The sequence below is a fragment of the Nocardia sp. NPDC004604 genome (assembly GCF_040609795.1).
Classification (GTDB): domain Bacteria; phylum Actinomycetota; class Actinomycetes; order Mycobacteriales; family Mycobacteriaceae; genus Nocardia.
Map to the genome: position 1 here is coordinate 1 of NZ_JBEXLC010000132.1, position 24,576 is coordinate 24,576.

Annotated in this window: 26 protein-coding genes and 1 tRNA gene; 14 read left to right on the forward strand and 13 right to left on the reverse strand. The window is 65.7% G+C overall.

Annotation, left to right across the window (positions count from 1 at the left end):
* Nucleotides 1-72: 72 nt before the first annotated feature.
* The 4 genes from ABZW16_RS33955 to ABZW16_RS33970 all read right to left on the reverse strand — a co-directional run bounded on the left by ABZW16_RS33955 (nt 73) and on the right by ABZW16_RS33970 (nt 3,036).
* Nucleotides 73-273, reverse strand: coding sequence for a hypothetical protein (locus ABZW16_RS33955; RefSeq protein ID WP_354960202.1), 201 nt, complete (start codon nt 271-273; stop codon nt 73-75).
* Nucleotides 274-446: 173 nt separating this feature from the next.
* Nucleotides 447-1,454, reverse strand: coding sequence for a TauD/TfdA family dioxygenase (locus tag ABZW16_RS33960; RefSeq protein WP_354960203.1), 1,008 nt, complete (start codon nt 1,452-1,454; stop codon nt 447-449).
* A gap of 467 nt (nt 1,455-1,921) precedes the next feature.
* Nucleotides 1,922-2,317, reverse strand: a complete 396-nt coding sequence (locus ABZW16_RS33965; protein WP_354960204.1) for a hypothetical protein — start codon at nt 2,315-2,317, stop codon at nt 1,922-1,924.
* 104 nt (nt 2,318-2,421) lie between these two features.
* The gene (locus tag ABZW16_RS33970) at nt 2,422-3,036 is read right to left on the reverse strand and encodes a QsdR family transcriptional regulator (protein WP_354960205.1); all 615 of its coding nucleotides are present in this window, start codon (nt 3,034-3,036) and stop codon (nt 2,422-2,424) included.
* Between the two features lie 98 nt (nt 3,037-3,134).
* Between ABZW16_RS33970 and ABZW16_RS33975 the strand changes: the two genes are divergently transcribed.
* The 5 genes from ABZW16_RS33975 to ABZW16_RS33995 are packed head-to-tail and all read left to right on the forward strand — an operon-like array spanning nt 3,135 to nt 7,759.
* Nucleotides 3,135-4,028 carry a metal-dependent hydrolase gene (locus ABZW16_RS33975; protein WP_354960206.1) on the forward strand — a complete coding sequence of 298 codons (894 nt, stop codon included), beginning with the start codon at nt 3,135-3,137 and terminating at the stop codon, nt 4,026-4,028.
* A complete protein-coding gene (locus ABZW16_RS33980) occupies nt 4,028-5,104 on the forward strand; it encodes a PDR/VanB family oxidoreductase (RefSeq protein WP_354960207.1) in 1,077 nt (358 codons plus the stop codon). Before ABZW16_RS33975 ends, ABZW16_RS33980 begins: the two co-directional genes overlap by 1 nt.
* A 29-nt stretch (nt 5,105-5,133) precedes the next feature.
* Entirely contained in the window at nt 5,134-6,597 is a 1,464-nt protein-coding gene (locus tag ABZW16_RS33985; protein WP_354960208.1) for an NAD(P)/FAD-dependent oxidoreductase, read from the forward strand.
* Nucleotides 6,597-7,484, forward strand: a complete 888-nt coding sequence (locus ABZW16_RS33990; protein ID WP_354960209.1) for a short-chain dehydrogenase/reductase — start codon at nt 6,597-6,599, stop codon at nt 7,482-7,484. The genes ABZW16_RS33985 and ABZW16_RS33990 overlap by 1 nt, the downstream gene beginning before the upstream one ends.
* Nucleotides 7,485-7,534: 50 nt before the next feature.
* Nucleotides 7,535-7,759, forward strand: coding sequence for a hypothetical protein (locus ABZW16_RS33995; RefSeq protein ID WP_354960210.1), 225 nt, complete (start codon nt 7,535-7,537; stop codon nt 7,757-7,759).
* Nucleotides 7,760-7,839: 80 nt separating this feature from the next.
* Here ABZW16_RS33995 and ABZW16_RS34000 read toward each other — a convergent pair whose 3' ends face one another.
* From ABZW16_RS34000 to ABZW16_RS34010, 3 genes are all read right to left on the reverse strand, one after another.
* Nucleotides 7,840-8,397, reverse strand: a complete 558-nt coding sequence (locus ABZW16_RS34000) for a dihydrofolate reductase family protein (protein ID WP_354960211.1) — start codon at nt 8,395-8,397, stop codon at nt 7,840-7,842.
* Nucleotides 8,398-8,460: 63 nt separating this feature from the next.
* Nucleotides 8,461-9,486, reverse strand: coding sequence for a sigma-70 family RNA polymerase sigma factor (locus ABZW16_RS34005; RefSeq protein WP_354960212.1), 1,026 nt, complete (start codon nt 9,484-9,486; stop codon nt 8,461-8,463).
* Nucleotides 9,487-9,558: 72 nt separating this feature from the next.
* Entirely contained in the window at nt 9,559-10,308 is a 750-nt protein-coding gene (locus ABZW16_RS34010; protein WP_354960213.1) for a TetR/AcrR family transcriptional regulator, read from the reverse strand.
* Between the two features lie 98 nt (nt 10,309-10,406).
* Here ABZW16_RS34010 and ABZW16_RS34015 point away from each other — a divergent pair, with 98 nt between their 5' ends.
* Complete coding sequence (locus ABZW16_RS34015) at nt 10,407-11,270, forward strand: SDR family oxidoreductase (RefSeq protein WP_354960214.1); 864 nt, start codon at nt 10,407-10,409, stop codon at nt 11,268-11,270.
* A gap of 219 nt (nt 11,271-11,489) precedes the next feature.
* On the opposite strand, the gene ABZW16_RS34020 is transcribed toward ABZW16_RS34015, so the two are convergent.
* Complete coding sequence (locus ABZW16_RS34020; protein ID WP_354960225.1) at nt 11,490-11,846, reverse strand: hypothetical protein; 357 nt, start codon at nt 11,844-11,846, stop codon at nt 11,490-11,492.
* Here ABZW16_RS34020 and ABZW16_RS34025 point away from each other — a divergent pair.
* From ABZW16_RS34025 to ABZW16_RS34035, 3 genes are all read left to right on the forward strand, one after another.
* Nucleotides 11,738-12,190, forward strand: coding sequence for an SDR family NAD(P)-dependent oxidoreductase (locus ABZW16_RS34025; protein ID WP_354960226.1), 453 nt, complete (start codon nt 11,738-11,740; stop codon nt 12,188-12,190). The two genes, ABZW16_RS34020 and ABZW16_RS34025, sit on opposite strands and share 109 nt — an antisense overlap.
* A 328-nt stretch (nt 12,191-12,518) precedes the next feature.
* The gene (locus ABZW16_RS34030) at nt 12,519-13,340 is read left to right on the forward strand and encodes an alpha/beta hydrolase (protein ID WP_354960215.1); all 822 of its coding nucleotides are present in this window, start codon (nt 12,519-12,521) and stop codon (nt 13,338-13,340) included.
* A 29-nt stretch (nt 13,341-13,369) separates the two neighbouring features.
* Nucleotides 13,370-14,140: a MerR family transcriptional regulator gene (locus tag ABZW16_RS34035; RefSeq protein ID WP_354960216.1), complete on the forward strand. Its 771-nt coding sequence runs from the start codon at nt 13,370-13,372 to the stop codon at nt 14,138-14,140.
* A 309-nt stretch (nt 14,141-14,449) separates the two neighbouring features.
* Here the strand turns inward: ABZW16_RS34035 and ABZW16_RS34040 are convergent.
* Nucleotides 14,450-14,522 (reverse strand) — tRNA-His (locus tag ABZW16_RS34040).
* Nucleotides 14,523-14,577: 55 nt separating this feature from the next.
* The gene (gene orn, locus ABZW16_RS34045; RefSeq protein ID WP_354960217.1) at nt 14,578-15,228 is read right to left on the reverse strand and encodes an oligoribonuclease; all 651 of its coding nucleotides are present in this window, start codon (nt 15,226-15,228) and stop codon (nt 14,578-14,580) included.
* Between the two features lie 244 nt (nt 15,229-15,472).
* Between orn and ABZW16_RS34050 the strand changes: the two genes are divergently transcribed.
* Both ABZW16_RS34050 and ABZW16_RS34055 read left to right on the forward strand, forming a co-directional pair.
* A complete protein-coding gene (locus ABZW16_RS34050; protein ID WP_354960218.1) occupies nt 15,473-17,299 on the forward strand; it encodes a helicase HerA-like domain-containing protein in 1,827 nt (608 codons plus the stop codon).
* Between the two features lie 145 nt (nt 17,300-17,444).
* On the forward strand, nt 17,445-19,088 hold the full coding sequence (locus ABZW16_RS34055; RefSeq protein ID WP_354960219.1) for a S8 family serine peptidase: 1,644 nt from the start codon (nt 17,445-17,447) through the stop codon (nt 19,086-19,088).
* A gap of 3 nt (nt 19,089-19,091) precedes the next feature.
* On the opposite strand, the gene ABZW16_RS34060 is transcribed toward ABZW16_RS34055, so the two are convergent.
* Together ABZW16_RS34060 and lysA are read right to left on the reverse strand one after the other, a co-directional pair.
* Entirely contained in the window at nt 19,092-19,301 is a 210-nt protein-coding gene (locus ABZW16_RS34060) for a hypothetical protein (protein WP_354960220.1), read from the reverse strand.
* 239 nt (nt 19,302-19,540) lie between these two features.
* Nucleotides 19,541-20,884, reverse strand: coding sequence for a diaminopimelate decarboxylase (gene lysA, locus ABZW16_RS34065; RefSeq protein ID WP_354960221.1), 1,344 nt, complete (start codon nt 20,882-20,884; stop codon nt 19,541-19,543).
* 235 nt (nt 20,885-21,119) lie between these two features.
* On the opposite strand from lysA, the gene ABZW16_RS34070 reads away from it, so the two are divergent.
* The 3 genes from ABZW16_RS34070 to ABZW16_RS34080 all read left to right on the forward strand — a co-directional run bounded on the left by ABZW16_RS34070 (nt 21,120) and on the right by ABZW16_RS34080 (nt 24,173).
* Nucleotides 21,120-21,461 (forward strand): hypothetical protein, encoded by a 342-nt coding sequence (locus ABZW16_RS34070; protein ID WP_354960222.1) that lies wholly within the window; start codon nt 21,120-21,122, stop codon nt 21,459-21,461.
* Between the two features lie 71 nt (nt 21,462-21,532).
* Nucleotides 21,533-22,120, forward strand: a complete 588-nt coding sequence (locus ABZW16_RS34075) for a TetR/AcrR family transcriptional regulator (protein WP_354960228.1) — start codon at nt 21,533-21,535, stop codon at nt 22,118-22,120.
* A gap of 133 nt (nt 22,121-22,253) precedes the next feature.
* Entirely contained in the window at nt 22,254-24,173 is a 1,920-nt protein-coding gene (locus ABZW16_RS34080; protein WP_354960223.1) for an alkyl sulfatase dimerization domain-containing protein, read from the forward strand.
* A 102-nt stretch (nt 24,174-24,275) separates the two neighbouring features.
* Here the strand turns inward: ABZW16_RS34080 and ABZW16_RS34085 are convergent.
* A partial coding sequence (locus ABZW16_RS34085) for a hypothetical protein (RefSeq protein WP_354960224.1) occupies nt 24,276-24,576 on the reverse strand: 301 nt, incomplete at its 5' end.

Sequence of the window (24,576 nt, forward strand, 5' to 3'; positions counted from 1 at the left end):
GTTCACCGAGTCGTGCCTCCCTGCTGACCGGTCGGAATGCGACCTCGGTCGGTATGGCGACCATCGAGGAATTCACCGATGGCTTCCCGGGCATGCCGATCCGGTCCCCGAGGAGCCGGTGGTGGTGGCTCCGCCCGCCGATCCGGTGGTGAGTGTGCCCGAGCCGGAACTGGATCCGGTGCCCGGCTCGACCGCGATATCCGCGGTTGCGGTACCGGTGGCGCCTGCGAGCAGGGTTGCGCCGACGAAAGCTGCGATTACCGCGGAACGCATCACGAACTTGGTGTCTTTCTGATCAACCGGAGTGGCGTCCTTGCGACACCTCCCTCGTGCCCGCAGTCTACGGAGTGAAAAGGAGATCTGTCACATAATCCGCCGAGTTGGTCGGAGCCTGGGATGCAGGGGCTTGACACCCGCGAAATCGGCTGCGCGGCACTCGTTTCCGGTCAGGCAACCTTGACGTTGGCGGTTGCGCGGAATTCTTCGCCTTCGACGATCTCCGAGGTGTATCCGGTGGGGCCGACCGGCCGGTCACCGATCAGGGTCACCCGGTGCAGCACTCGCTCGACATCGAGGTGGCCGAGGTCCTGCGGACCCAGGTGGGCGGTGGCACGGTTGTCCCAGAACGCCACACTGCCCGGCTCCCACTTGAATCGGACGGTGTATTCCGGACGGGTGAGGTGCTCGTACAGCAGTTCCAGCAGTTTGCGGCTCTCGACCGCGGACAGATCGAGGATCCGGGTTGTGAAACCGGGATTGACGAACAGCGCCCTCTCGCCCGTTTCGGGATGCACCCGCACGACCGGGTGGTGGGAGACGAGCAGGTTCGCCTTGATCCGGCGCGACAGTTCATCGTTCTCGTCGCCGCGCTCCTGACCGGCCAGGAACCGGTGCTCGGCGCGCAGCCCGTCGACCAGGTTTCGCAGCGGTTCGGAAAGTCCCGCATAGGCGGCGACCTGGTTGGTCCAGGTCGTGTCGCCCCCGAAGTCCGGCACCGTCTCCGCGCGCAGCAGCGAGGCGGCGGGCGGGTTCACCGCGGCGGTGACATCGGTGTGCCAGCCCGCGTAGTAGGTGTACTGACGCTTCGCGTACTCGTCGCGGAACTTCTTGCCGTACTTCTGCTCGTAGCGTTTCGGATCGATCGTCAGGATCTCCGGAAATTCCGCTGGCGGCGCGTCCTCGTGCGGGTGCGCGTGGGTCAGCTCGCCGAACCGCCGCGCGAAGGCGATCTGCTCGGCGTGGCCGATCTGTTGGTCGCGGAAGAACACGACCTTGTGCTTCAGCAGCTTTCGGCGGATCTTGGCGACGACGGCGTCATCGAGTGGTCGAGACAGGTCGACATCGCGGATTTCCGCGCCGATATGCCCGGCGAGGGGGCGTACGGAGATTTCCGGCGTGCTCGACTCCGCGTCGGCCGCATTCTCCTGAACGGAATTGCTGATGACGTTGGTCATGATCCGACCTTTCTTTATGATGATTCGCCGACATATTTCGGGCACGGCGAATGAAGATGTTCGAACCGGAACGGATTTCAGGTTCTGGGCAGTGCGGTGGGTGCGTGCGATGCCGCCCGCAAATAGGCAGTTGGCGGGCCCGATGGCGCTTCGAACTGCGCTGGAGCCGGGTCAGCGGTGACAGATTCCGTGCGGCAAGCGCATCAGGTCGACCGTGCGCCGCCGAGTGAAGAGCTTCATGGTTGACATCTCCGTATGCCTTTGCCGTGCGCAGAGGCGTCGTCCCGATGGTGTGTCAATAATGTGGCGGCGGAATCGCTTGGCGCAATACGGATTTCACGATATGGAAATCAGCGTGAATGCAATTCATCAAACGGCGCACCCAACGCGCCGAAGCTCTGGGCACCCCCAACGCCTGAAGCTCAGCCGGAAGGTATCCCGGCGCTTCGTTCGGTCGGGGGCTCAGCTCAGCTGTCGAGTTCCAGCAGTTCCCACTGCAGCAGGTCTCTCAGCGCGGGGTCTTCGGCTCGCCAGGCGCGAAATACCTTGTGTACGAGATCCATTCCGGTGAAGCCGTACATTCCGGTGATCCTGGCGCGGTAGTGCTGGTCCGGACCACCGTCGCGGAACTCGACGTCGTAATCGACGTCGACTTCCGCGTCGGCGTCGGGATCCTGGTCACCGACGTAGTCGAGGTGGATCTGGAAGTAGAACTGGTTCGTCGGATCGCGATCGAGCCTTTCGACGATCGCGAACATCCAGCGTGCGTTGAGACTCGCGAATAGATCGTGCACCTCGGTGTCGGTTGGATCGTCCAGCGTGCGTCCGCTCGCATCCATTGCTCGAAGTTTCGGTGCAGTCACGCCGACGATCGTAGCCTCACCGCCAATTCGGTTGCGTCACAGACGGACACGCCATGATAGGTCGGCGATGCCCAATATGGAGTAGCACAGGGCGTGCGCCCCCGTTATCCGGTGATGATCGGCACCAGATATCTTCGCGCGAAGGTCTCGAGGTCCGCCTCGGATTCGAGTGTGATCGTTCCGTGTGGCTGCAGGATGAACGAGTGCACGATGCGGCAGACGATTTCGGCGCGGGTATCCAGGTCGGCGGCATCAGGTAGGAGCCCGTTTTCGACAGCGCTGCGAAGTGTGGTGGCCGTCGCCGCCACCGACATCGTGAAGATGGGTCCGCCATCGGTGGTGAGTTGGGGTAGGACGCGTTCCGGTTCCAGTGCCAGCATCCGGTTGACGAGCGGATGCGTGCGCCACCGGGTGATCACCGTGACGAAGATGTCGGCGACGAGGGTATCGACATTGTCGTTACGCGCGGATATCGCGTCGAGTTCGGCGAGCAACGACTCCACTTCGCGGGTCATCACCGCCCGCACCACATCGTCGCGGGAGCCGATCCGCCGATAGACGGTGACCCGATCGACGTCGGCCTGTCGTGCGATGTCCTCGATCGTCGTCTTCTTGACGCCCACCTTTTCGAACTGGATGAGGGCGGCATCCAAGATGCGAGCCGCCACCGAATCGTCGATCTCGGGCTTGTTCATCGAGGTCGCAGTCGGGGGGCTCACGTCAATGAGGGTAGCAACAAATAGGCGTTGTGCAACATTCTCAAACTATTTGTTGCTGCTACATTGCCATAGAAAATGTTGCAATGTACTGTCGATGCATGGCCGAGACCGCCGGTGTAGCGAAGCACCACTACCGCGATGAAGCGCACGCGATCAATGCTCGGGACGTCCACTTCGACTTCGAATCCGTTCCGATGCACTACATCCCGGGCGAGGTGCTGGCCACGCACATCGTCAATGTCATGCACCTTGTGCTGCCCGAGGGTGAGCGTGCGATGGCCAACTGTCTGGCCGAGGCATTGCCGCTGATCCAGGACGAGCGGCTGCGGGAAGAGGTTGCCGGGTTCATCGGCCAGGAGTCGATGCACGCCAACAGTCATGAAGGTGCCCGCCGCCATCTGCAATCGATCGGACTCGACGTCGAGTCGTATGTGCGAAAGATCGCGTGGCTGGTCGACCGGATCCTCGGCGATCACGGTTTGACCGGACGCGCCAAGCGGGAGTGGCTCGAGGAGCGTCTCGGCCTGTTCGCCGGTATGGAGCACTACACCGCCGTCCTCGGTGAATGGCTGCTCGAGGCCGAGGTTCTCGAGCGGAAGGGCATGCATCCGACGATGTTGGATCTGGTCCGCTGGCATGGCGCCGAAGAGGTCGAGCACCGCAGCGTCGTCTATGACGCCTACATGTATGTGGACGGTGGCTACGCCCGGAAGGCGCGCACCGCAGTCCTCGCCAGTGCGACGCTGTTGCCGCTGTTCATCATTTCGACGGCGTATCTGTACCGGAAGGACCCCGAGCCGAACAAGGGGCGGCTGTGGCCGCTGCAGTTCGTGAATGCCACGGTCCGCGGTGTCATCCCGAGCTTCACGGTGTTCTTCACCGAACTGCCGCGCTATCTGCGCCCGGGTTTCCATCCGTCGCAGCTCGGCCCGATGGACACCGCGCTGCGCTACCTCGCACAATCTCCCGCGGCGCGCGCCGCGGGCCACTGATGGGAACCGATACGGTGGCAACGGAATTCACGCCGTCCGCGAGCCTGCGTGTCCTCGGCGCAATGATGGATGCCTATCTGCGGGTCTTCGTCGCCGGTTCCGCCGCATCCGTGTTGTCGCGTCCGAATCCCGTGCGCCGCAGCGGATTCGAACTGGATCTCGTCGTCGAACGGGTGCATATCGAGGCCGAGGATGTCGTGAGTCTGACGTTCGAGGCAGCGGATGGCGGGCCGCTGCCTGCTTGGAAGCCGGGATCGCACCTCGATGTGTTCCTGCCCTCGGGCCGTCAGCGGCAGTACTCGCTCTGCGGCAATCCGAGCGATCGCTTCCGCTATCGGATTGCCGTCCGGCGCATTGCCGACGGTGGCGGCGGATCCCGCGAGGTGCATGATGTGTTGCGTCCTGGCGACGCGGTGCGGGTGCGCGGACCGCGAAATGCATTCACGTTCATCGACGCGCCGTCCTATTTCTTTGTGGCGGGCGGTATCGGGATCACGCCGATCCTGCCGATGGTCAAGGCGGCCGATGCCGCCGGAGCCCACTGGAAGATGGTGTACCTCGGTCGATCGCGGGCGACGATGCCATTCCTCGGCGAGTTGGCGCGGCTGCGGGGCGGCGAGCTCGACATCAGGCCCGACAGCGAATTCGGCATCCCCGATGTCGCCGAACTGATCACTCGGGCGCAGGCCGGTGCGGCGGTGTACGTGTGCGGTCCGCCGCCGGTGCTGGCCGCCGCGCAGCAGACGTTGTTCACCGTCAATCCGACGGGTTCGCTGCACACGGAACGTTTCTCGGCGGTCCCGGTCATGGACGGCAGGGAATTCGATATCGAGTTGGCACGCACCGGCACAACCATTCGGGTGGGAGCCGAGGAGACCGCACTCGCCGCGATCCGGCGCGAGCTTCCCGGCGCCGTCTACTCCTGCCAGCAAGGTTTCTGCGGCACCTGCAAGGTCGCGGTGCTCGCGGGCGACGTGGACCACCGCGACCGAACGCTGACCGAGGGTGAGCGCGACAACCACATGCTCAGCTGCGTATCACGCGCCGCGGGCGATCGACTCGTCCTCGACCTCTGATCGTGGCGCGAAAAGGAGACCCGCTGAGCATGGCCACCGATACTGAACACCGGCACATCGTGATCGTCGGGGCCGGTTTCGCCGGAATCGGTCTGGCGATAAAGCTGCGCGAAGCCGGATTCGACGATTTCACAATTCTGGAACGTGCCGATGACCTCGGCGGCACCTGGCGCGCGAACACCTATCCGGGCTGTGCGTGCGACGTGCCATCGCACTTGTACAGCTACTCCTTCGCCCCGAATCCGAACTGGTCGCGCACCTATGGTCGACAGGAAGAGATCCTGGCGTACCTCCGTTCGGTGGCGCAACGACACGACGTGGTGCGCCACATCCGCTACAACGCGGAGATGCTCGATGCCCGGTGGGACGATGCCGAATCGCTGTGGCGCGTCAGCACCGTCAGCGGAGACTTCACCGCGGACTTCGTGATCTCCGCGACCGGGGTTTTCAGTGAGGCGAAATACCCATCGCTGCCGGGGTTGGAGACGTTCCAGGGCAAGGCATTTCATTCATTGCACTGGGATCATGTGCACGATCTGACGGGGGAGCGGGTCGCGGTGATCGGCACGGGTGCCTCGGCCGTGCAGTTCGTGCCGGAGATCCAGCCCAAGGTCGGTGCGCTCACCCTGTTCCAGCGCTCGGCGCCGTGGATCGTGCCGCGCATGGACCGCAGGACGCTCGGCTTGGAACGGCAGCTGCTGCGCCGACTGCCCTTGGCGGGCAAGGCGATTAGAGGCGGTTTTTATACGTTGATCGAGGGCTTCGGGCTGATCGGGTTCGTGGACAATCGATTCCGGCACCCGTACGAACTACTCGGCAAGTGGCAGCTGCGCCGTCAGGTCCGCGACCCGCGGCTGCGCAAGGTGCTGACCCCGGACTACATGATCGGCTGTAAGCGGGCGATCTTCTCCGACGCGTACCTGCCCGCACTCGATCGCGACAATGTCGAGGTCGTCACCGACGGCATTGCCGAAGTGCGCGCGCACTCGATCGTGACGCGGGGCGGTGTCGAGATTCCGGTCGACACCATCATCTATGGCACCGGATTCGAGCCTGTCTCCGCGGCTTTCGGACGATTCACCGGACGCGACGGCCTTACCATCGCCGAACTGTACGAGAAGCGCCCGCAAAGCTATCTCGGCAGTGCCCTGTCGGGCTTCCCGAACTTCTTCTTCACGCTCGGGCCCTTCGGAGCGGCCGGGAACCAATCGGCGATCTACATGATCGAGTCGCAGATCGCCTACATCGTGGACGCTTTGCAGACAATGCGGGCCGCAGGTGCTCGCCGCGTCGAGGTGCGGCCGCAGGCGCAGGAGGCGTTCCTCGACGAGATGGCGGAACGAAGCCGCTCGACGGTGTGGCTCACCGGCGGATGTCACAGCTACTACCAGACACCGGACGGCCGCAATGCGGGCCTCTACCCGAACTGGAGTTTCGAATACCGCAGCCGCACAAGCCGATTCGACGCTGATGCCTATGAGGTGAGTGCCTGATGGATATCGGACAGCTCAACCCGCTGCGCTGGATCGGCGGCCCGGCATATGACGTGCGCGGCAAGGCGGTGCTGATCACGGGTGCCGGACAGGGCATCGGCCTGGAACTGGCGAAGATCCTGTACGCCCGCGGGGCCTCGGTCGCGTTGGTGGATATCGATGCGGGGGCCGCCCGCGCCGCGGCGCAAGCACTCGGTGCTCGGGCGTATGCGATCGCCGCCGATGTCGCGGATCGCGAGTCGATGGAGGAGGCCATCGCGGCGGCGGTGGCCAGTTTCGGCCGCCTCGACGTGGTGGTCGCGAATGCGGGTGTGGTCCCGCGTCCGGCGACATTGCGGACCATCGACGGCGGCGATTTCGACCGTGTCATCGGCATCAATCTCACCGGTGTGTTCAATACGGTGCATCCGGCTCTCGACCATGTCATCGCCGCGAAAGGTCATGTGGTGGTGGTTTCGTCGGCGGCCGCCTTCGCGCCCGGTATGGGCGGTGCGCCGTACATGATCAGCAAGGCGGGCGTCGAGCAACTCGGGCGTGCACTGCGGGTCGAACTGGCCGCGGTCGGTGCCACGGCGGGTGTGGCCTACTTCGGCGTTGTGCAGACGGCCATGACGCATGACACCCTCGACGAAGACGAGTTGGGGCGCGCACTCGGGGACCTGCTGCCGTGGCCGCTCAATGTGCGGATCACCGCTGCCGAGGCCGCCGAGACCATTGCCGACGGCATCGGTCGGCGGGCCGCGCGGACCATCGCCCCCACCGGCTGGGAGCCGTACGCCCTGCTGCGCGGCGCGGTGAATGTGGTGCTGGACAACCGACTTGCCCGCGATGCCGGGGTGCAGGCGCTGGTCCGGGCGGTCGAAGCGCGCAACGGTCGAGCTGCATGACCGCCGCTCGCGGATCGGTTCGCTCCCGGATATCTCGTCAGCTGGCGGGTATGACGGTTCGTCCCGGTGCCGCCGAGTTCCTGACCGTTGATTCGATCGAACTCACCGACCGGCTCGACAGTGCGGGTGCCCACTGCGAGTCGCAGGTGTGGCCGGATCGGATGCACGTATTCCATGCCCTGGCGACCCCGGTTCCCGAGTCGCGCTCGGCATACCGCGCCGCCGCCCGGTTCATCGCCACCGAACTCGACCCCGCCGACACCATCGCGGTTTGAGTCCGCCGAAAAGGACGACAGCTATGGCATGCAAGTACGCCCTCGACGAATCCGATGACTGCGGCGTGAATGTTCGGCGGTCACTGAGCCGACCTTTCGTACCGCGTGAGGATTGCGGCGCCGATCAGTTCGGCCGACCGGCACTCGAGATACAGCGGCGGCCGGTTGGCGGGGAAGAGTTGATCGCCTGCGCCGAGCACCGTCGGGAAGATCAACAGCCGGTACTCGTCGATGAGATCGTGGGCCATCAGCGACCCGACGATGCTGAGGCTGCCGGTGATGATCACGTCGCGCTGCTGGCTCTTGATAGCCGCGATCGGGTCGCCGTCGATGATCTGCGAATTCGACCACGCCGAGACATCGGTAAGGGTGCGTGAGGCGACCAGCTTCGGAATGGCGTTCATTCGAGCCGAAAACGGGTCGTCGCGTTCGGGCCAGATGTGAGAAAACAACTCCCATGTCCGGCGGCCCAGCAGCATCACGCCGTCGTCCATGATCTGCCCGAGCTGAAACTTGTCGCCCGCGGCGGTCTGCGGGCCGTGCCGGAATGCCCAACCACCGGTGGGTGTTCCCCCGCGTCCGTCCGGGTCGGCGACCCTCCCGTCGAGTGTCATGAATTCGATGACGATCACGCTCATGGTGACTGTTCCTTTCGAAGCGATCGATGTCTCACCGGTATGTACCGGCGACACCGGGCCAACTCATCGCGGCTGGCGCAGATCGCTCGCGGAAATCATCTCCGGCAACCTGAACAGCGGGAACACTTCTCGATCGGCGAATACGACGTTGCGTGCTATTCGGCCGCCGGTGACCGTGAAGACCTGCAGCGTGTGCAGGACATGGCCGCCGCCCGGTCCGGGTGCGTAGGCGGCGAGCGCAGGTTGCCCGTTGGCCGACAACTGCCGCATGCGCCAGTCGGTGCCGCGCATATCGAAGACGCGGCGCATGAACCGCCCGTAATCCTCGCTGCCCCGGTACCACAACGACACCGGGGGTATCTCCAGGATTGCGTCGCGGGTCAAGAGCCCAACCAATGCCGTGACGTCGGCCGCCTCGAAGGCGCGCATGTACCGGTGAATCGCCGCCTGCACCTCGGGGTCGTCCGGTTCGGTGATCTCGTCGATATCGGCCACGTCCGCCACTGCCGCGCGGGCACGCTGTAGGGCGCTGTTGACCGCGGCGACGGTCGTGTCCAGTTGTTGGGCGACCTCGGCGGCGGTGAATTCCAGCACCTCGCGCAGCAGCAGCACGGCTCGTTGCCGCGGCGGCAGCAACTGCATCGCCGCCACCAGCGCCAGCCGCAGATCCGACCGCGACCCCACATCGAACCGTGCATCGGGAAACGGCTGTAACCAGGGGATTTCCGCTGACGGTAGGAGCGGCGCGTCGGGGTCGCCGGATGGCGCATGCAACCCGGAAGGCAACGGACGGCGGGCCCGACCCTCGAGCGCGTTCAAGCATGCATTCGTCGCGATCCGGTACAGCCAGGTCCGCACCGACGCCCGCGAACTGTCGTACCGGTCATGGGCCCGCCACGCGCGCAGCATCGTCTCCTGCACCAGGTCTTCGGCCTCATGAACCGAACCCAACATCCGATAGCAATACGCCACCAGCTCACCCCGGTAAGGCTCCAACTCCACGCCCACATCCTTCACCGCACAACCCCGCTCGGACGGGCGAAGTTGGGCCGCGCTCGTGATCTGTCCGACGCGGCCACGTCGCTCCATACATTCTCAGGACGTTGACGCCGAGTCTCCGCGGTCGGCCTGACCCAGGCGAGAACGCATGAGCCGTCAGCATCAACCGTCGGCGGCAAGGCGGTTCAGCCACTCTCTCAGCAGACGTTGCTCGGCGCTGGTCAAGTTCGTCTGTTCGGGCAGTGCGGCGCGTAGGGCGCGGGCGGCGCCGGCTGGGCCCGAATCCTGCACGGCTGGCTGCTGGTTGGTGACCGCGGCGACCATGGACTCCCGCAGAGTGGTCAGCAGGGCAGGGTTGCGCTGGTTCTGGGGCAGGGACAGCCAGGTGAGCACCGCGCCGCGGGCCGTGGCGTGGATGATCTGGGCCGCGAGTTCCTCATCGACGCGCAGCCAGCCGCCGGCCGCGAGGCGGCGGATCCGGCCCATCAGGATCTCCATGCCAGCCTTGAAGGCGGCCGAGGTGGTCCTGGCGGGTTCGGTGTACATCAGCGTGAACAGTGCGGGATTGGCCAGACCGAACTCGACCGCGACATCCCAGCCGGCTCTCAGGTCCTCGATAGGGTCCGGCGGTTCGGGGTCGACGTGTTTGGTGGCAAGAAATGCGGCGAAACCGTGCGCGGCCACCGCATCGAGCAGCCCGTCCTTGTCGCCGAACAGCCGATAGATGGCCGGCGGCTGCAGGCCCGCCGCATCGGCGACCGCACGAGTGGTGACCGCGTCGCGCCCCCCGCGCATCAGCAGATTGATTGCGGCCTCGACGACCCGTTGCCGAGTCTGCTCCCGGCCCGAGGATGCGGCGGTGCCGGACTCGACGGCAGTGGCGCCGTCTCCGTCGTGTGAACGCGATGGCATGAATCAATGATACTGCACCGACGATTCCATTGTTAGTATCGATGTTATTGTATAAGTGGTTCCGTTGGAACCATGTCGGCGCAACATTGGAGCACATCATGATCATCGTGACCGGAGCCACCGGACAGCTGGGGCGTCAGATCGTCGAGAGGCTGCTCACGCGCGTGCCGGCAAACCGAGTCGGCGTCAGCGTCCGCGACCCGCAGAAGGCGCAGACGTTCGCCGACCAAGGGGTACGGGTACGACAGGGCAGCTTCACCGACGCCGCCGGCCTCGCCCACGCCTTCGAGGGCGCCTCGCAGGTGCTCATCATTTCCGTCGACAAAATGGGCGAAGAGTGCGTCAGGCAGCACCGCACCGCGATCGATGCGGCCGTCGCGGCGGGCGCCCGTCGCATCCTCTACACCAGTCAGATGGGGGCAAGTGCAACGTCGCACTTCCAGGCATGCCGCGACCATGCCGCTACGGAGGAGGCACTGCGCGCCTGTGGCGTGCCGTTCACCTCGCTGCGCAACGGCTTCTACGCCACCAGCGCGGCGCGCTTCGTCGGCAACGCGGTGGAGTCCGGCCGGCTCGCGCTCCCCGCGGACGGGCCGGTCGCCTGGACCGCGCACGCCGACCTCGCCGACGCAACCGCCGCCATCCTGGCCGACGAAGGCCGCTTCGACGGCCCCACGCCTCCGCTCACTGGGGGACAGGCGCTCACCTTCGATGCCATCGCCGCCATCGCCACCGAGGTCACGGGCCGCACCACGACGAGGATCACCGTCCCCGACGGCCAGTTCCGGGAGCAACTGGTGGACCAAGGTGTCCCCGCCGACATGGCGGACCAGTTGCTCGGCATCTTCGCCGCCAGCCGTGCCCGCGAGTTCGCCACTGTCGACCCGACACTCACCACTCTGCTCGGCCGTGAACCCATCGCCCTTGGCACCGTGCTGCGCGAGCAGCTGTCCAAGGAATGATCCACAGAGGGCGTCGGATGCCGATGCCCCTTCTCAAATGATCATTCGCGGCTGGTGGCTCGGCGAACTGGGCGGATGCAACGGCGCCGGAGACGCCGCGCCTCACCGAAATGCACGCTCCTGGACAGGCCGCCGCCATCGGTGACGTACGCGGCGCGCCTGCCGGCGTCGACCCAGGCCAACGCCAGCGTCAAGGGCACCAAAAGGAACGAGGGCCCCTCACCCCCACTGTGCTGCGCATGCTGCGCGAGTGTTGGAGCCGGTGAGGGTCCAGCTCGCGAGGAGGTCCAGAGCCCGTTTCGACGGTGATCCCGCTTCGGCGGTGTAGGCGAACAGGGTCGTGTCGGGGTCTCCGGGTGGGGAGAGGGTTTCGTATTCGACGGTCAGTTCGCCGACCAGAGGGTGGCGCAGGCGTTTGGAGCCGTGGGTGCGCTGGTGGACGCGGTGCTGCTCCCACCAATGGTCGAATTCGGGGCTGTGTTCACGCAGATCGGCGACGAGGGCGGTCGTGTGCTGGTCGTGCGGGTCGCGGCGCGGGGAAGTTCGCGCTGGAGGGGCTGAGCGAGGCTCTCGCAGCCGAGATGGCGGACTTCGGTGTCAACGTCACCATCGTCGAACCCGGCTACTTCCGCACCGAGTTCCTCGCCGAGCACTCGCTCGCCCTGCCTGCCGAGGTGACCGCGCACTACCCGGCCATCCGTGAGATGACCGACAACCACCTCGAGCTCCAGGGCAGCCAGCTCGGCGACCCGGTCAAGGGCGCCGACGTGATCATCAGCCAGGTCGTGGCCGGCGACGGCCCGTTGCGCTGGCTGCTCGGCTCGGACGCCCACTCCTACGCCACCGCCAAGGTCGCGGCTCTTGGGGCGAACGTCGACGCCACTGCGCTCAGCGCGCCCGCCACCGACTTCCCCGCCTGACGTGCCCGCACCACCAACCCAGCCACCACCGCACGCCGCCGCAAGGTCAACTCCCGCAACTGCCCGCATCCACCCGGTCCCGCGCACCCCGCAGCCCCGACCCCGTGGCGAGGCGGATCTCCAGGCGGGCGACGAGCTCGAGATGCCACATCAGCCAGGCCAGAGGCCGGTTGGCAAAACCGCAAGCGTGAGAAATGGTTCGCGTTCGTGGGCCGAGTGAGCGAGCTGACGCAGGCTCATCGTTCCGTCGATTTGCCGGGAGTGTGCAGGGGACAGGTCGTACCGACGGTTGACCCTGACGCAGGGGCAACCGCTCAGCATGGTTGGCATGACTACGGAAACCATTGCGATGCGGCACTTCACGGTTCACCACGACGGTGTCACGATCCCGGTGTCGCGCGGCGGCGAGGGACGACCACTGGTCCTGTGCCCTGGGCTTACTTCGACACAGGCCGAACTGCACGAACTCATCGAGCTGCTACGGCACGACCACGACGTGGTGACCTTCGATCTCCGCGGCCATGGTCTTTCCTCGGCCGCCGACCGGTACTCCTTCCAGGCGTTCATCGGTGATCTCGCCGCTGTGATGGCGGAGATTCGACGCCTCGACCTACCCTCGGCGCCCGTGCTCGTGGGCCACTCGCTGGGCGCGGACCTGATCGTGCACTATGCCGCCGAATGTCCTGATATCGTCGCCGAGCTCGTTCTCATCGACGGGGCGAACCCGGTGCCCGAACCCTTCATCACCGAGGCCGACCTGCCGGAGTTCCGCGCAATGCGGGAGAACCTGGCGGCGCAACTCGAGGCCGAGCGGGGCACCGCGCATCAGGTGTTGCTCACCGCACAGGCATTCCTCGACCTGGATCTCGAGATCGAAGTGGTTCGATCCGGAATCCTCGACCGGTACCGGCGGATCGACTGTCCGGTCACCATGATCATGTCGAGCTCGATGGCCGGCGACAGCGGCGAAGGGCGGGCAGCGTGGCGCAACCAGAACTGGCGCGCCGGCATCGAGCGGCTCGTCCGCGAGCGGCCGCATATCGCCACCTGCTGGCTCGACGCTGGTCACGGGCTCGTCATTACCCACGCCCCGGAAATCGCCCAGATCATCCGGAGCACACAAGGCCCGGCGGGCCGAGCGGACTCGTAAACAGCTCTCAGGTCCAGGAGACTGATCCGATGCTGACGATCGGCGAGCTGGCGTCCTACGCCGGAGTGACGGTGCGGGCGGTGCGGCACTATCACGCCAAGGGGCTGCTGCCGGAGCCGGAGCGGGACCACTCCGGTTATCGGAGGTACGGCGTCGGCGCCGTGGTCGAATTGATCAAGATTCGGATCCTCGCCCAGGCCGGAGTCCCGCTGGCGCGCGTGCGGGAGCTGCTGCAGGCTGACCCGGAGGGGTTCGCGGCGGCGGTCGCAGACATCGACGACCGGCTACGGGCGGAGATCCGAGAGCGGCAGCGGCATCGCGAGCGGATCGCCCGTCTCGCCGCCGGCGACAACCTGGCGCTGCCACCAGAAGTCGTCGAGTTTCTCGACCGACTGCGGGCACTCGGGGTCGACGAGCGGATCGTCCAGGTCGAACGCGACGGCTGGATCCCGCTGGCCGCACACTCACCCGAACAAGTCCCGGAGCTGATGGCACGCAAGCGCAAGCAGATCGCCGACCCGCGGTTCATCGACTTCTATCTCACCCTGGGCCAGGCTCTCGACCGGACCGACGACGACCCGAGGCTGGTCGAGCTGGCCGACAGGACGGCCGCCTACATCACGCAGATGGCCGACGAGCAGGGCGAAGACTATGTCGGCGGCGGCATCGACCCACCGCTCGCCAAGCTGCTGGACACACTGGCGCTCGATATCGCGCCGCAGGCGGGTCGGCTGATCGAACTGCTGACGAAGCGAGGCTGGACCGGCTGGACCAAGCTCGAGCGCGTGGACCCAACATAAGCCGCGGCCCAACCCAACGCTCTGCCACTGGGTGATACGGCCCTACTCGCTACCCACGACCTGCGTCACCTGGCGCGCCCTCACTTCACTACAGCCGCTGTTGTCACAGCGAGCGGTGTCCCAGTGGAATTTACGTCGGCTGCGGAGTCCGACGACATGGGAACAGGCTGCCGGTTTGTCCCCAACGGGTTCCTACGCCCCGTTCGAGGGCGCTCGCTGTGCGAACCGGGCGGTCCTGCCGTTCTACCTGCGGAAATGAAAAAGGTGCGAACCGCCTCCCTCGAGATTCGGTTCACACCTTCATATCGGGGTGAGTGACGGGACTCGAACCCGCGACAGCCAGGATCACAACCTGGTGCTCTACCAACTGAACTACACTCACCATCGCTGGTGAATTACCAGCGCGGTCGATATTAGCGTGTCAACCCCTCGAGTCCCTAATCGGTTTCTGACGTGCCGTTTTGTCCGGCCGCATCGGCGCTCTTCGCGGTTCCGCTCAGTTCGTTCGCGATGGCGGCGATCTCCGCGGTCGACGGGCCGGGGGTGGGGACGAAGGCGGTGCGTCGGTAGTACTCCAACTCGCGGATGGACTCCTTGATATCGGTGAGGGCGCGGTGGGTGAGCCCCTTCTCCGGCTGGCCGAAGTAGATGCGCGGGTACCAGCGGCGGCACAGCTCTTTGATCGAGCTCACATCGATCATCCGGTAGTGCAGATGCGAATCGAGCGCGGGCATATCGCGGGCGATGAAGCCACGGTCGGTCGCGATCGAATTGCCCGCCAGCGGGACCGTGCCCGCGGTCGGGGCGTATTCACGGATGTAGTCGAGCACCTGCTTCTCGGCGTCGGCGAGGGTCACGGTGGAGCGGCGCACCTCGTCGGTGAGGCCGGAGCGCGCATGCATATCGGCGACCACCTGCGGCATGGCGGCCAGGGCCTCGTCATCGGCGTGGATGACGATATCCACGCCCTCACCGAGAATATTGAGGTCGCTGTCGGTCACGAGCGCGGCCACCTCGATCAGCTTGTCGCTATCCAGGCGCAGGCCGGTCATCTCGCAATCCATCCACACCACGTATTTATCGGACACCAGAGCAACCTTAGCTGTGTTTATTGGCGATGCCTTCGGCATCGGCGGATGCTCGCTCTCGCATTGCTCGAAACCGGCGGCTATGCCGGCGCTTTCTGCGTAATAAGTGCACGTCACCAGCGGGTTGGGCCGGCTCGACCGCAGGGGCGGCGATAGAGTTTGTATGAGATCGGCGTAGGCGTTTTCGGCATGACAGCTAACACTGCGGAAGCAGTGCGGAGTCAGACCAGACGGAGGACGCGCGATGAATACAGGATCGCGGAGCGATTCGATCGGGGGTGGTCGGGAGCCGGGTGGGCCGACCCCTCAGGAGAAGGCGGCCGCGGCCAGGAAGGCAGCCGAGGAGGCGGCGCGCGTCGCAGCGGAGGCGGCCGCGGCGGCCGAAGCCGCTGAGCGCGAGTTGGCAGCGCAGGAGGCGGCGGCCGCGGCCGCCGATCCGGATGCGGCGCATGCGGTGGCGCAGGCCGGTGCCGCACAGTCGAGGGCCGCCGCGACGGCCGAGACGGCGGCCGAAACCGCGAAGGCAGCGGCAGACGAAACCGCCAGGGCCGCAGAGCAATCCGTGGCTCAGCAGATCGCCGCCGGGTATGCGTTCGACGGAGTCGCGCTGGAGCTGGGCACCATTGTCGTCGACGGCGCCGTCGATTCGACTGCGCGCGTACGGATTCCGATGCGCACCATGAACCGACACGGTCTGGTTGCCGGTGCGACGGGTACCGGTAAGACGAAGACGTTGCAGGGCATTGCCGAACAGCTCTCCCGGGCCGGTGTGCCCGTGGTGCTCGCCGATATCAAGGGTGACCTTTCGGGGCTCGCGCAGGCGGGTCAGGCGAATGACAAGCTCAGCGCCAGAGCGACCGAAACCGGCGCGGCGGGCTGGGCGCCGTCCGCATTTCCGACCGAATTCGTCTCGCTCGGGACCGGCGGAGTCGGGGTGCCGATCCGCGCGACCATCACCGCATTCGGGCCGGTATTGCTCAGTAAGGTGCTCGGCCTCAACGAGACTCAGGAGTCCACGCTCGGGCTGATCTTCCACTGGGCGGACAAAGCGGGGCTCGGCCTGCTGGATCTGAAGGATCTGCGTGCGGTCATCACCCATCTCACCAGTTCGGAGGGCAAGGAAGATCTCAAGGGCATCGGCGGCGTTTCGGCGGCGACCGCGGGTGTCATCCTGCGTGCGCTGGTGAATCTGGAGGCCGACGGCGGCGATACATTCTTCGGTGAGCCCGAACTGGATCCGACGGATCTGCTGCGCACCGCGGGCGGCCAGGGTGTGATCACGCTCTTCGAACTCGGCGCCCAGGCGGCCCGGCCGGTAATGTTCTCCACCTTCCTGATGTGGGTGCTCGCCGATCTGTTCCAGACCCTGCCGGAGGTCGGCGATATCGAAAAGCCCAAGCTGGTCTTCATTTTCGATGAGGCACACCTGTTGTTCGCCGGTGCCTCGAAGGCATTCCTGGAGCAGGTGGAGCAGACGGTCAAACTGATCCGATCCAAGGGCGTGGGCGTTTTCTTCTGCACCCAACTGCCCACCGATATCCCGAATCCGGTGCTCTCCCAATTGGGCGCGCGCATTCAGCACGCACTGCGCGCCTTCACCCCGGACGATCAGAAGGCGCTGTCCAAGACGGTGCGCACGTATCCGAAGACCGGGGCCTACGACCTGGAGAAGGCGCTCACCTCGCTGGGCACCGGTGAGGCGATCGTGACGGTGCTCTCGGAGCAGGGCGCCCCAACTCCCGTGGCGTGGACCAGGATTGCGCCGCCGCGCTCGCTGATGGACACCATCGGCGATGAGCAGATCAAGTCGCGAGCGCTGTCCAGTGCGCTGTCCGCCAAGTACGGCCAGACCATCGATCGAGAGTCGGCCTACGAGATACTCGCCGCGAAAGTCGCTGCGGCGCAACAGGAAACGGAGCCAGCTCCGGCACCCGGCCGTGCCACTGAAGCGGAGGAGTCGGCGGCCGAGCGAATCATGCGGAATCCGGCGGTGAAGAGCTTCCTGCGTTCGGCGGCCACCGCCGCCGGGCGCGAGATCAGCCGCAGCATTTTCGGCACCCGTAAGCGCTGAGGGGCGCCACCCGGGTGGAAATCCGGACCCGTTGTTTGCCGTCGGCGGGTCCAGTCATTTTCGAGTAGCCGGTACTCGATACATCGTCGCTGGTCAGCGCTATTTTCGCGGTGGTGTTCGGGGCGGAGACAGTTAAGGAGTCGTCATGCCTACCGTAAACTTCGGGACCAAAAACGATCCCGGTTTCCCATTGCAACAAAGTCCGGACCTGATCGCGGTCCGAACCCAGAACAAGCGTCCGATTCCCCGCTCCATCGGATCGGTCCGCACACCGCTGAGCGGTGAACTCGATGACGCGGCACTGGTGGTGTCCTATCCCGAGGCCGGCGTGCAGGTCTATCGGGTGCCGCCCGATTCGCGGTCGGTCGCCGCGCGCAAGTCGGTGCTGGCCGCCGCGCCGGAGGTACGTTTCGCCGGTCATGTGCTCGTGGATCCGGTGAGCGAGGAGCCGGTGCTCTACACCGAGAACATCTTCGTGAAGTTCACCGACGACGCGAAGCCCGAGCAGTGTCGCAGGGTGCTCGACGAGGCGGGTCTGCGGATCAAGGAAACGGTGACCTATGCGACCAACGCGTATTTCACCAGCGCGGCCGAGGGGACCGGCCAGCAAGTGTTCGATATCGCGAACGGGCTGCTGGGCCGTGACGATGTCGTCTACTGCCATCCCGAGCTGATCCGGCGTCGCTCCCGCAAGACGATCTTCCCGCAGCAGTGGCATCTGAAGCCGACCACCATCGGCGGCGTCGCGGTGAACGCGCACGCGAATGTGGAAGCGGCCCACGCGATTACGCGCGGCAATGGCGTCACGATCGCGCTGATCGATGACGGTGTCGATATCGACCACCCGGAATTCGGCGGGGCGGGCAAGGTGGTCGCACCGCGCGACGCGACCCTGCAGACCAGCAATCCGCGCCCGCGCGATTCGAACGGGACCGGACCTCGGGACGGCGATAATCACGGCACCGCCTGCGCGGGTGTCGCCTGCGCCGATGGCACGATCGGTGCCTCCGGCGTGGCACCCGCCGCCCGGCTGATGCCGATTCGGCTCGCCTCCGAACTCGGATCCCAGGCGGAGGCGCGCGCCTTCGTGTGGGCGGCCGACCACGGCGCCGATGTCATCTCGTGCAGTTGGGGCCCCGCCGACGGCGTCTGGTTCCGACCGAACGACCCGGCCCACAATCAGGTGGTGCCGCTACCGGCCAGCACGCGATTGGCGATCGAGCATGCGGTGACCAATGGTCGCAATGGCAAGGGATGCGTCGTGCTGTTCGCCGCGGGCAATGGCAACGAGTCCGTCGACAATGACGGTTACGCGAGTTTCCCGAAGGTGATCGCCGTCGCGGCCTGCAACGACACCGGAAAACGCAGTGTCTACAGCGATTTCGGCAAGGCGGTCTGGTGCGCGTTCCCGAGCAGCGACTTCGGGCATCCGCCGTTCCATCATCCCGACGCTTTGACACCCGGTATCTGGACCGTCGACCGGCACGGTGCTGCCGGGTACAACGTCGGCACCCCCGATGACGGCGATGCCGCCGGAAACTTCACCAATAGCTTCGGTGGTACGTCGAGCGCATGCCCCGGGGCGGCCGGTGTCGTGGCCTTGGTGCTGTCGGTGCACCCGGATCTCGAGTCACATGAGGTCAAGGACCTGTTGAAGCAGTCATGCGACATGATCGATCCGCAGCACGGCGGGTACGGCGCGGACGGGCACAGCGCCAAGTACGGCTTCGGCCGTCTCAATGCGCTCACCGCGGTGCAGACGGCGAAGAAGCTGCGTGGGCCGAACTGAGCGTCAGGTCACGCTGCGCAGGGAGCGTTCCACCATGTCGAAACCGTAGTCGAGCATTTCGCTCTCGTAGGCATGGACCGCGTCCCGCAGTGCACCGGTCCGCTCGGTGATGCGCTGGCACAGCAGTGCGGCGTCGCGCAGTGCCGGTGCCGTGCTGGCGCCGTTCTCGAATGCCGAACGGCGACTGTTGCACGAACTGCTCGGCCGATTCATCGAGCACGCCGCTGGACAAGGCTGAGTCGCCTCAGCGCGCTCGGCGCGGAGTCCGGTCCGAGGCGCGGCGCGGCGCCAGATGATCGAGATGGGTCGCGAACTCGTGGCGCGGTCCAGCTCGCGCGCCGCATCGCCGGGCCGCGCTGCCGCGGTGCGCGAGGTCGGATTGCGTCGCCGTCCCGCTGACTGCCGCGTCCCCGCCTGGCGCGGTTCGTTTTCTGATTGGACCGGCGGCGCAGTCAGTTGCCGATATCGCGGAGGAGTAGATCGGCAATGGTTTCGCGGCGGACCAGTTGGCGGGCGCGCCCTTTGTGCACCGCGATAATCGGTGGACGACCGACGCTGTTGTAGGACGAAGCGAGGCTGTGGTGGTATGCGCCGGTACACGGAACTGCCAGCACCTCGCCGGGACGTAGGTCGGCGGGCAGACGGATATCGGTGGCCAGCACATCGCCCGCCTCGCAGTAGCGACCGGCCACCGTCGCGGTCATCTGTGGACCGCAGGTATGCCGATTGGCAACGACCACTTCGTAATTCGCGCCATAGAGCGCCACGCGGGCGTTATCGCCCATGCCGCCGTCGACGGTGACGTAGGTCCGTCCGCCGTCGATGTGCTTGACCGACAGCACCCGATACAGCGTGACCCCGGCGCGCGCCACGATGGCGCGGCCCGGTTCCATGGCGATATTCGGGCGCGGGAAGTGGTGTCGCGCGCAGCCCGCGTCGAGGGCGTCGTCGATGATGTCGGCGAGTTCGGACAGATTCATCTCGGCGTCGCCGCTGCGGTAGGCGACCGCATGTCCGCCGCCCAGGTCGAGGTCGGTGAGGATGCGACCGTAATCCTGGCGGACCCTTGCCATTTCGCCGATCATCCGCCGCACCGCCTCGCCGTAGTGGTCCGGATCGTAGATCTGGGAGCCGAGGTGGCAGTGGAAGCCGATCAGCTCGAGGTTCGGCATGCGCATAACGCGTTCGATCGCTTCGGTAGCCATCTCGCTGCCGATCGGGAAGCCGAATTTCTGATCCAGCACACCGGTTTTCACCGCCGGATGCCCGTGCACATCGATGCCGGGAGATAGTCGGAGCAGTACCTGCTGTGGCCGGGTGGCCAGCGCGGAGAGCAGGGTGATCTCGGTCAGCGAGTCGACCACGATCCGGCCTACGCCGCTGCGAACGGCGGCATCCAGCTCATCGTAGGATTTTCCATTGCCGTGCAGGACGATCCGCTTCGGATCGACACCGGCCGCGAGAGCGATGGCCAGCTCGCCCGACGAGCATACATCCACCGAAAGTCCTTCTTGGGTAACCCATTCCGCGACCGCGCGAATCATCAGCGCCTTGCCCGCATAGATGATCTCGGCCTCCGGGAAGGCCTTCTTGTAGGCGCGGCAGCGGGCGCGCACCTCCTGCTCGTCGAGTACGTAGGTGGCGGTGCCGTACTGGTCGGCGATGTCGGCGAGGGCGACCCCGCCGAGGGTGATTCTGCCGTCGCCGTCGTAGTGGGTATCCCGCGGCCAGACCGCGGAGTCGAGGCGCGAAGGCATTCCCGACCGTAGCGACGGGAAGATTTCGAGCAGCGTCACGTGGATTCTCTCCTCGGTGCGCCCCCGCTTTCTCTCCATGCGGGGCCGACTTCAGGACTACGCCGCTTCCTTTTGACCATGGGAAATGCTGACAGTTCCTTGACGCGCCCGAGCTGGTTCCTGACGGGTTGCTGACCGATGCGGCAGTGCGCTGTTGTCTGGCCCGCGCTCGCGCTGGGCCGCGCCTGATCCGACGTAACCGCCGGTGCATGGCTCGGCTTCCTGCCGCCCGACAGTGCTGCTGGACATCCTGCGCGCGGAACTGATCGCGGAACCGGCCACAGTGGACCTGACCTCGTGGTGGCTCGGCGCGAGGGTGTCAACCGGCGGCGTCTGTCACCACTTCGGGTCGAAAGTGAGTTTGCTGGCTGCCGCCTACAGCGCGTTCTACGGGGCGCGGCGCAGATCTGGCATCTGGTCGCAACGACGCTGGAACTCCCTGCACCTGGATCCTGGCGTCGCGCGCGGTTGGAAGGAACGCATCCGAGTCAAGACCGTCGTCAAGGAGGCAGAAGCGGAAGGCGGACGGCGTATGCGGAGATCGGGCCGTGGGTGGCTACGGGTGTTGCCAGAATGAGCTAGGTTGAGGCCGTGACCGACTCGATTGGCTCGGAATCCGTTGCGGCGACGCGGTGGGCGGGCGTGCGAATGGACCAGCGGCGCAGCGAGCGCCGTGCACTGCTCATCGAGGCCGGTTTCGAGCTGTTCGGGACCGAGGGGGAGGGGTCGGTCACGGTACGTGCGGTGTCACGCGCCGCACGACTGCACACCCGCTATTTCTACGAAAACTTCGCGAACACGGACGAATTGCTCGGGGCGGTGTACGACGCTGTGGTCGCCGCGCTGACCGAACACGTGCGGGCGGCGATCACGCCGGATCCGGGGCCCGCGCGGCGTCGGCGGTTGATCGTGCGGTCGGTGTTGGAATTCTGTTCCGCCGATCCACGCCGGGGACGTGTGTTGTTCACCGAGGCGCGGGCGAACCCGGTGCTGGTGGCGCGGCGCGAGGCGGGGCAGCGGATGCTGATCGAAGGGGTGCTGGAACGTAGTGCCGCCGAACGACCCGGCGAGGATCCTCGCCGCGCCCGCGTCAGTGCCGCGATGTTCACCGGTGCGGTGGTCGAACTGATCCAGGAGTGGATCGCGGGTCGACTGGGTGAGGACTTGGACGTGGCGGCCGCGTACGCGACGGAATTGTCGCTGCCGCTGCTGGCACCGTTCGAATCGATGGTCTGAACGGCTGCAATTCGCCTGAGCACGGCCGCGAAGGCCGACGCGGGTGATGACTTGTGCAATAGATCTGGACACAGGCGTGTCCAATAGTTCTATTCTGGACACGCATGTAGCCAAAGTTCGATTGGAGCATCCCTTGAAACCGGCAACCGAGATCACCGCCGCTGCCAACCAGGCCGCAGCCGATTACTTCCCCTGGTCCGATCGCGCGGACTTCCACGATGTCGACCGCGGATTCCTCGCGGGCTTCGACGAGGGGCTACTCCGTGACGGGGACGGCCGAATCCACTACGACCAGCAGCCGCTGGACTACATCACCGATGACGCCCGGGCCCCGGCGGCCGTGCACCCCAGCCTGTGGCGGCAGTCGCAGCTCATCAAACGCAGTGGCCTGTACCGGGTGGTCGACGGGCTGTATCAGGTGCGGCTGGGTTCGCATCTGACGATCGTCGATGCGCCCGAAGGGCTGGTCATCATCGACACCAGCACCGGCGTCGGGCTGGCCCGGGCGGCGCTGGAGTTGTTCCGTACGGAGTTGGGCAACGACAAACCTGTTGTGGCCGTGATCTATACCCACACCCATGCCGACCACTTCGCCGGTGTGAAAGGCGTCGTCGACGAGGCGGATGTGGCGGCGGGGCGGGTGCCGATCATCGCGCCCGGCACCATAGAGTCCTTCGACCGGCACGCCTTCGGCGAGAACGTCATCGCCGGCAATGTCATGTTGCGCCGGATGGGCTATACCTTCGGTGGGCTGCTGCCGCAATGTGATTGCGGCAGAGTCACGATGGGTTTGGCGGCCGGATCCGAGAAAATCGGCACCGATATGAGTTATCTGTCGCCGACCGACCCGATCACCCGCACCGGTGAGGTGCGCACGCTCGGCGGGTGGACCTTCGAATTCCTCTATGCACCCGATACCGAGGCGCCCGAGGAGATGCACATCTGGATTCCCGAGATCAAGGCGCTCACCTGTGCGGAGAACGCCAACCATTCGATGCACAACATCCAGACCATTCGCGGCGCCCGCACCCGCGATGCCCGCAATTTCGCCCGCTACCTCGACGAGACTCTGGTGCGCTGGGGTGATGAGGTCGAAGTGCATTTCGGCCCGCACTCGTGGCCGGTCTGGGGTAACGAGAACGTGGTGGCCTTCTTGGAAGGTCAGCGTGACATGTACAAGTTCATCCATGATCAGGCGTTGCGACTGGCCAATCAAGGACTCAAGCCGCTGGAGGCCGCCGAGGTCGTCGAGTTGCCGGATGCGTTGGGCAAGAAGTGGTTCAACCGCTACTATCACGGCGGTCTGCACCACAATGTGCGCGCGGTGTTCCACAAGGAGCTCGGTTTCTGGGATGGCGACCCGGCCACTATCTACCCGCTTGTTCCGGAGGAGAACGCCCGGCGGCATGTCGAATTGATCGGCGCGGACCGGATCCTGGAGGATGGACGCAAGGCCATCGCCGCCGGTGATTACCGTTGGGCGGTACAGGTTCTGCACCATCTGGTGTTCGCCGACCCCGATCACACCGAGGCGCGCGAACTGCAAGCCGATGCCTATGAACAGCTCGGTTATCAGGCCGAGGTGCCGCAATACCGGGCGATTTTCCTGACCGCCGCCCTCGAACTCCGCGACGGTATCCAATTTCGTGGTGAGGTGACCGCCGACGTCCCCGACGTGATCGCCGCAATGCCGATCGACCTACTCTTCGACTACCTCGCGATCCGCGTGATCGGCGACAAGGCCGCCGACGTCGACATCCGCGTCAACTTCACCTTCACCGACTGCGGCGCCGACTGGACGATGTGGGTCCGTAACGGCGTCCTCAACGCCCGCCCGGGTCATGCCGCCGGCGTCGGGACCACCCTCATCGGAGCTCGCGCAAGCATGGCGGCCCTGCAGCTTCCGGCCGCGGCTCGGACGGCCATCGAGAAGGGCGATCTCTGCATCGACGGCGACCCGGCGCCTCTGGTCGCCCTCGCTTCCATCTTGGACACCTTCGACCCGGATTTCGCGATCGTCTCCCCGGTCCGCCGGGAGACCGCCGGTGACTGAGCGTTGAAGTGAATCATGTTGCCCGGCTGGATATTTCGCTCTTCAGCGGCTTCCGGCCGGGCGGGGCGGGCGTCGCGGGTATGTCCGTCCGGAGAACTCGCCTCAACGCGCGGGCGCAGACAACGCGTGCAAGATCAAGGTGGTGATCTCGACGTAGGCGTCGGCGTCCGACATCTGGAGGTGCTCGACGAAGGTTCCGTCGAGCACGGCCTCCAGTAACAGATTCACTGCCAGGCCGAGGAATTCCGCGTTCGCCGGACGGAACGATCCGTCCGAGATGCCTTCGTCGATGAACTCGCGCAACCGGTCGGCCGAGGCGTGAGCGTTGCGGCGGTACAGGTCATCGCCGGGCTCGACCTCGGCACCGACACTCCAGGCCACCTCGGCGGGCATCATGCTGGGC

Excerpts from the sequence above, each read along its gene's own strand:
- ABZW16_RS33955 (WP_354960202.1), bottom strand. The coding sequence starts at position 273 with ATGCGTTCCGCGGTAATCGCAGCTTTCGTCGGCGCAACCCTGCTCGCA.
- ABZW16_RS33960 (WP_354960203.1), bottom strand. The coding sequence starts at position 1,454 with ATGACCAACGTCATCAGCAATTCCGTTCAGGAGAATGCGGCCGACGCG.
- ABZW16_RS33975 (WP_354960206.1), top strand. The coding sequence starts at position 3,135 with ATGGCCGAGACCGCCGGTGTAGCGAAGCACCACTACCGCGATGAAGCG.
- ABZW16_RS33980 (WP_354960207.1), top strand. The coding sequence starts at position 4,028 with ATGGGAACCGATACGGTGGCAACGGAATTCACGCCGTCCGCGAGCCTG.
- ABZW16_RS33985 (WP_354960208.1), top strand. The coding sequence starts at position 5,134 with ATGGCCACCGATACTGAACACCGGCACATCGTGATCGTCGGGGCCGGT.
- ABZW16_RS33990 (WP_354960209.1), top strand. The coding sequence starts at position 6,597 with ATGGATATCGGACAGCTCAACCCGCTGCGCTGGATCGGCGGCCCGGCA.
- ABZW16_RS33995 (WP_354960210.1), top strand. The coding sequence starts at position 7,535 with ATGACGGTTCGTCCCGGTGCCGCCGAGTTCCTGACCGTTGATTCGATC.
- ABZW16_RS34000 (WP_354960211.1), bottom strand. The coding sequence starts at position 8,397 with ATGAGCGTGATCGTCATCGAATTCATGACACTCGACGGGAGGGTCGCC.
- ABZW16_RS34005 (WP_354960212.1), bottom strand. The coding sequence starts at position 9,486 with ATGGAGCGACGTGGCCGCGTCGGACAGATCACGAGCGCGGCCCAACTT.
- ABZW16_RS34010 (WP_354960213.1), bottom strand. The coding sequence starts at position 10,308 with ATGCCATCGCGTTCACACGACGGAGACGGCGCCACTGCCGTCGAGTCC.
- ABZW16_RS34015 (WP_354960214.1), top strand. The coding sequence starts at position 10,407 with ATGATCATCGTGACCGGAGCCACCGGACAGCTGGGGCGTCAGATCGTC.
- ABZW16_RS34030 (WP_354960215.1), top strand. The coding sequence starts at position 12,519 with ATGACTACGGAAACCATTGCGATGCGGCACTTCACGGTTCACCACGAC.
- ABZW16_RS34035 (WP_354960216.1), top strand. The coding sequence starts at position 13,370 with ATGCTGACGATCGGCGAGCTGGCGTCCTACGCCGGAGTGACGGTGCGG.
- ABZW16_RS34050 (WP_354960218.1), top strand. The coding sequence starts at position 15,473 with ATGAATACAGGATCGCGGAGCGATTCGATCGGGGGTGGTCGGGAGCCG.
- ABZW16_RS34055 (WP_354960219.1), top strand. The coding sequence starts at position 17,445 with ATGCCTACCGTAAACTTCGGGACCAAAAACGATCCCGGTTTCCCATTG.
- ABZW16_RS34060 (WP_354960220.1), bottom strand. The coding sequence starts at position 19,301 with ATGAATCGGCCGAGCAGTTCGTGCAACAGTCGCCGTTCGGCATTCGAG.
- ABZW16_RS34075 (WP_354960228.1), top strand. The coding sequence starts at position 21,533 with ATGGACCAGCGGCGCAGCGAGCGCCGTGCACTGCTCATCGAGGCCGGT.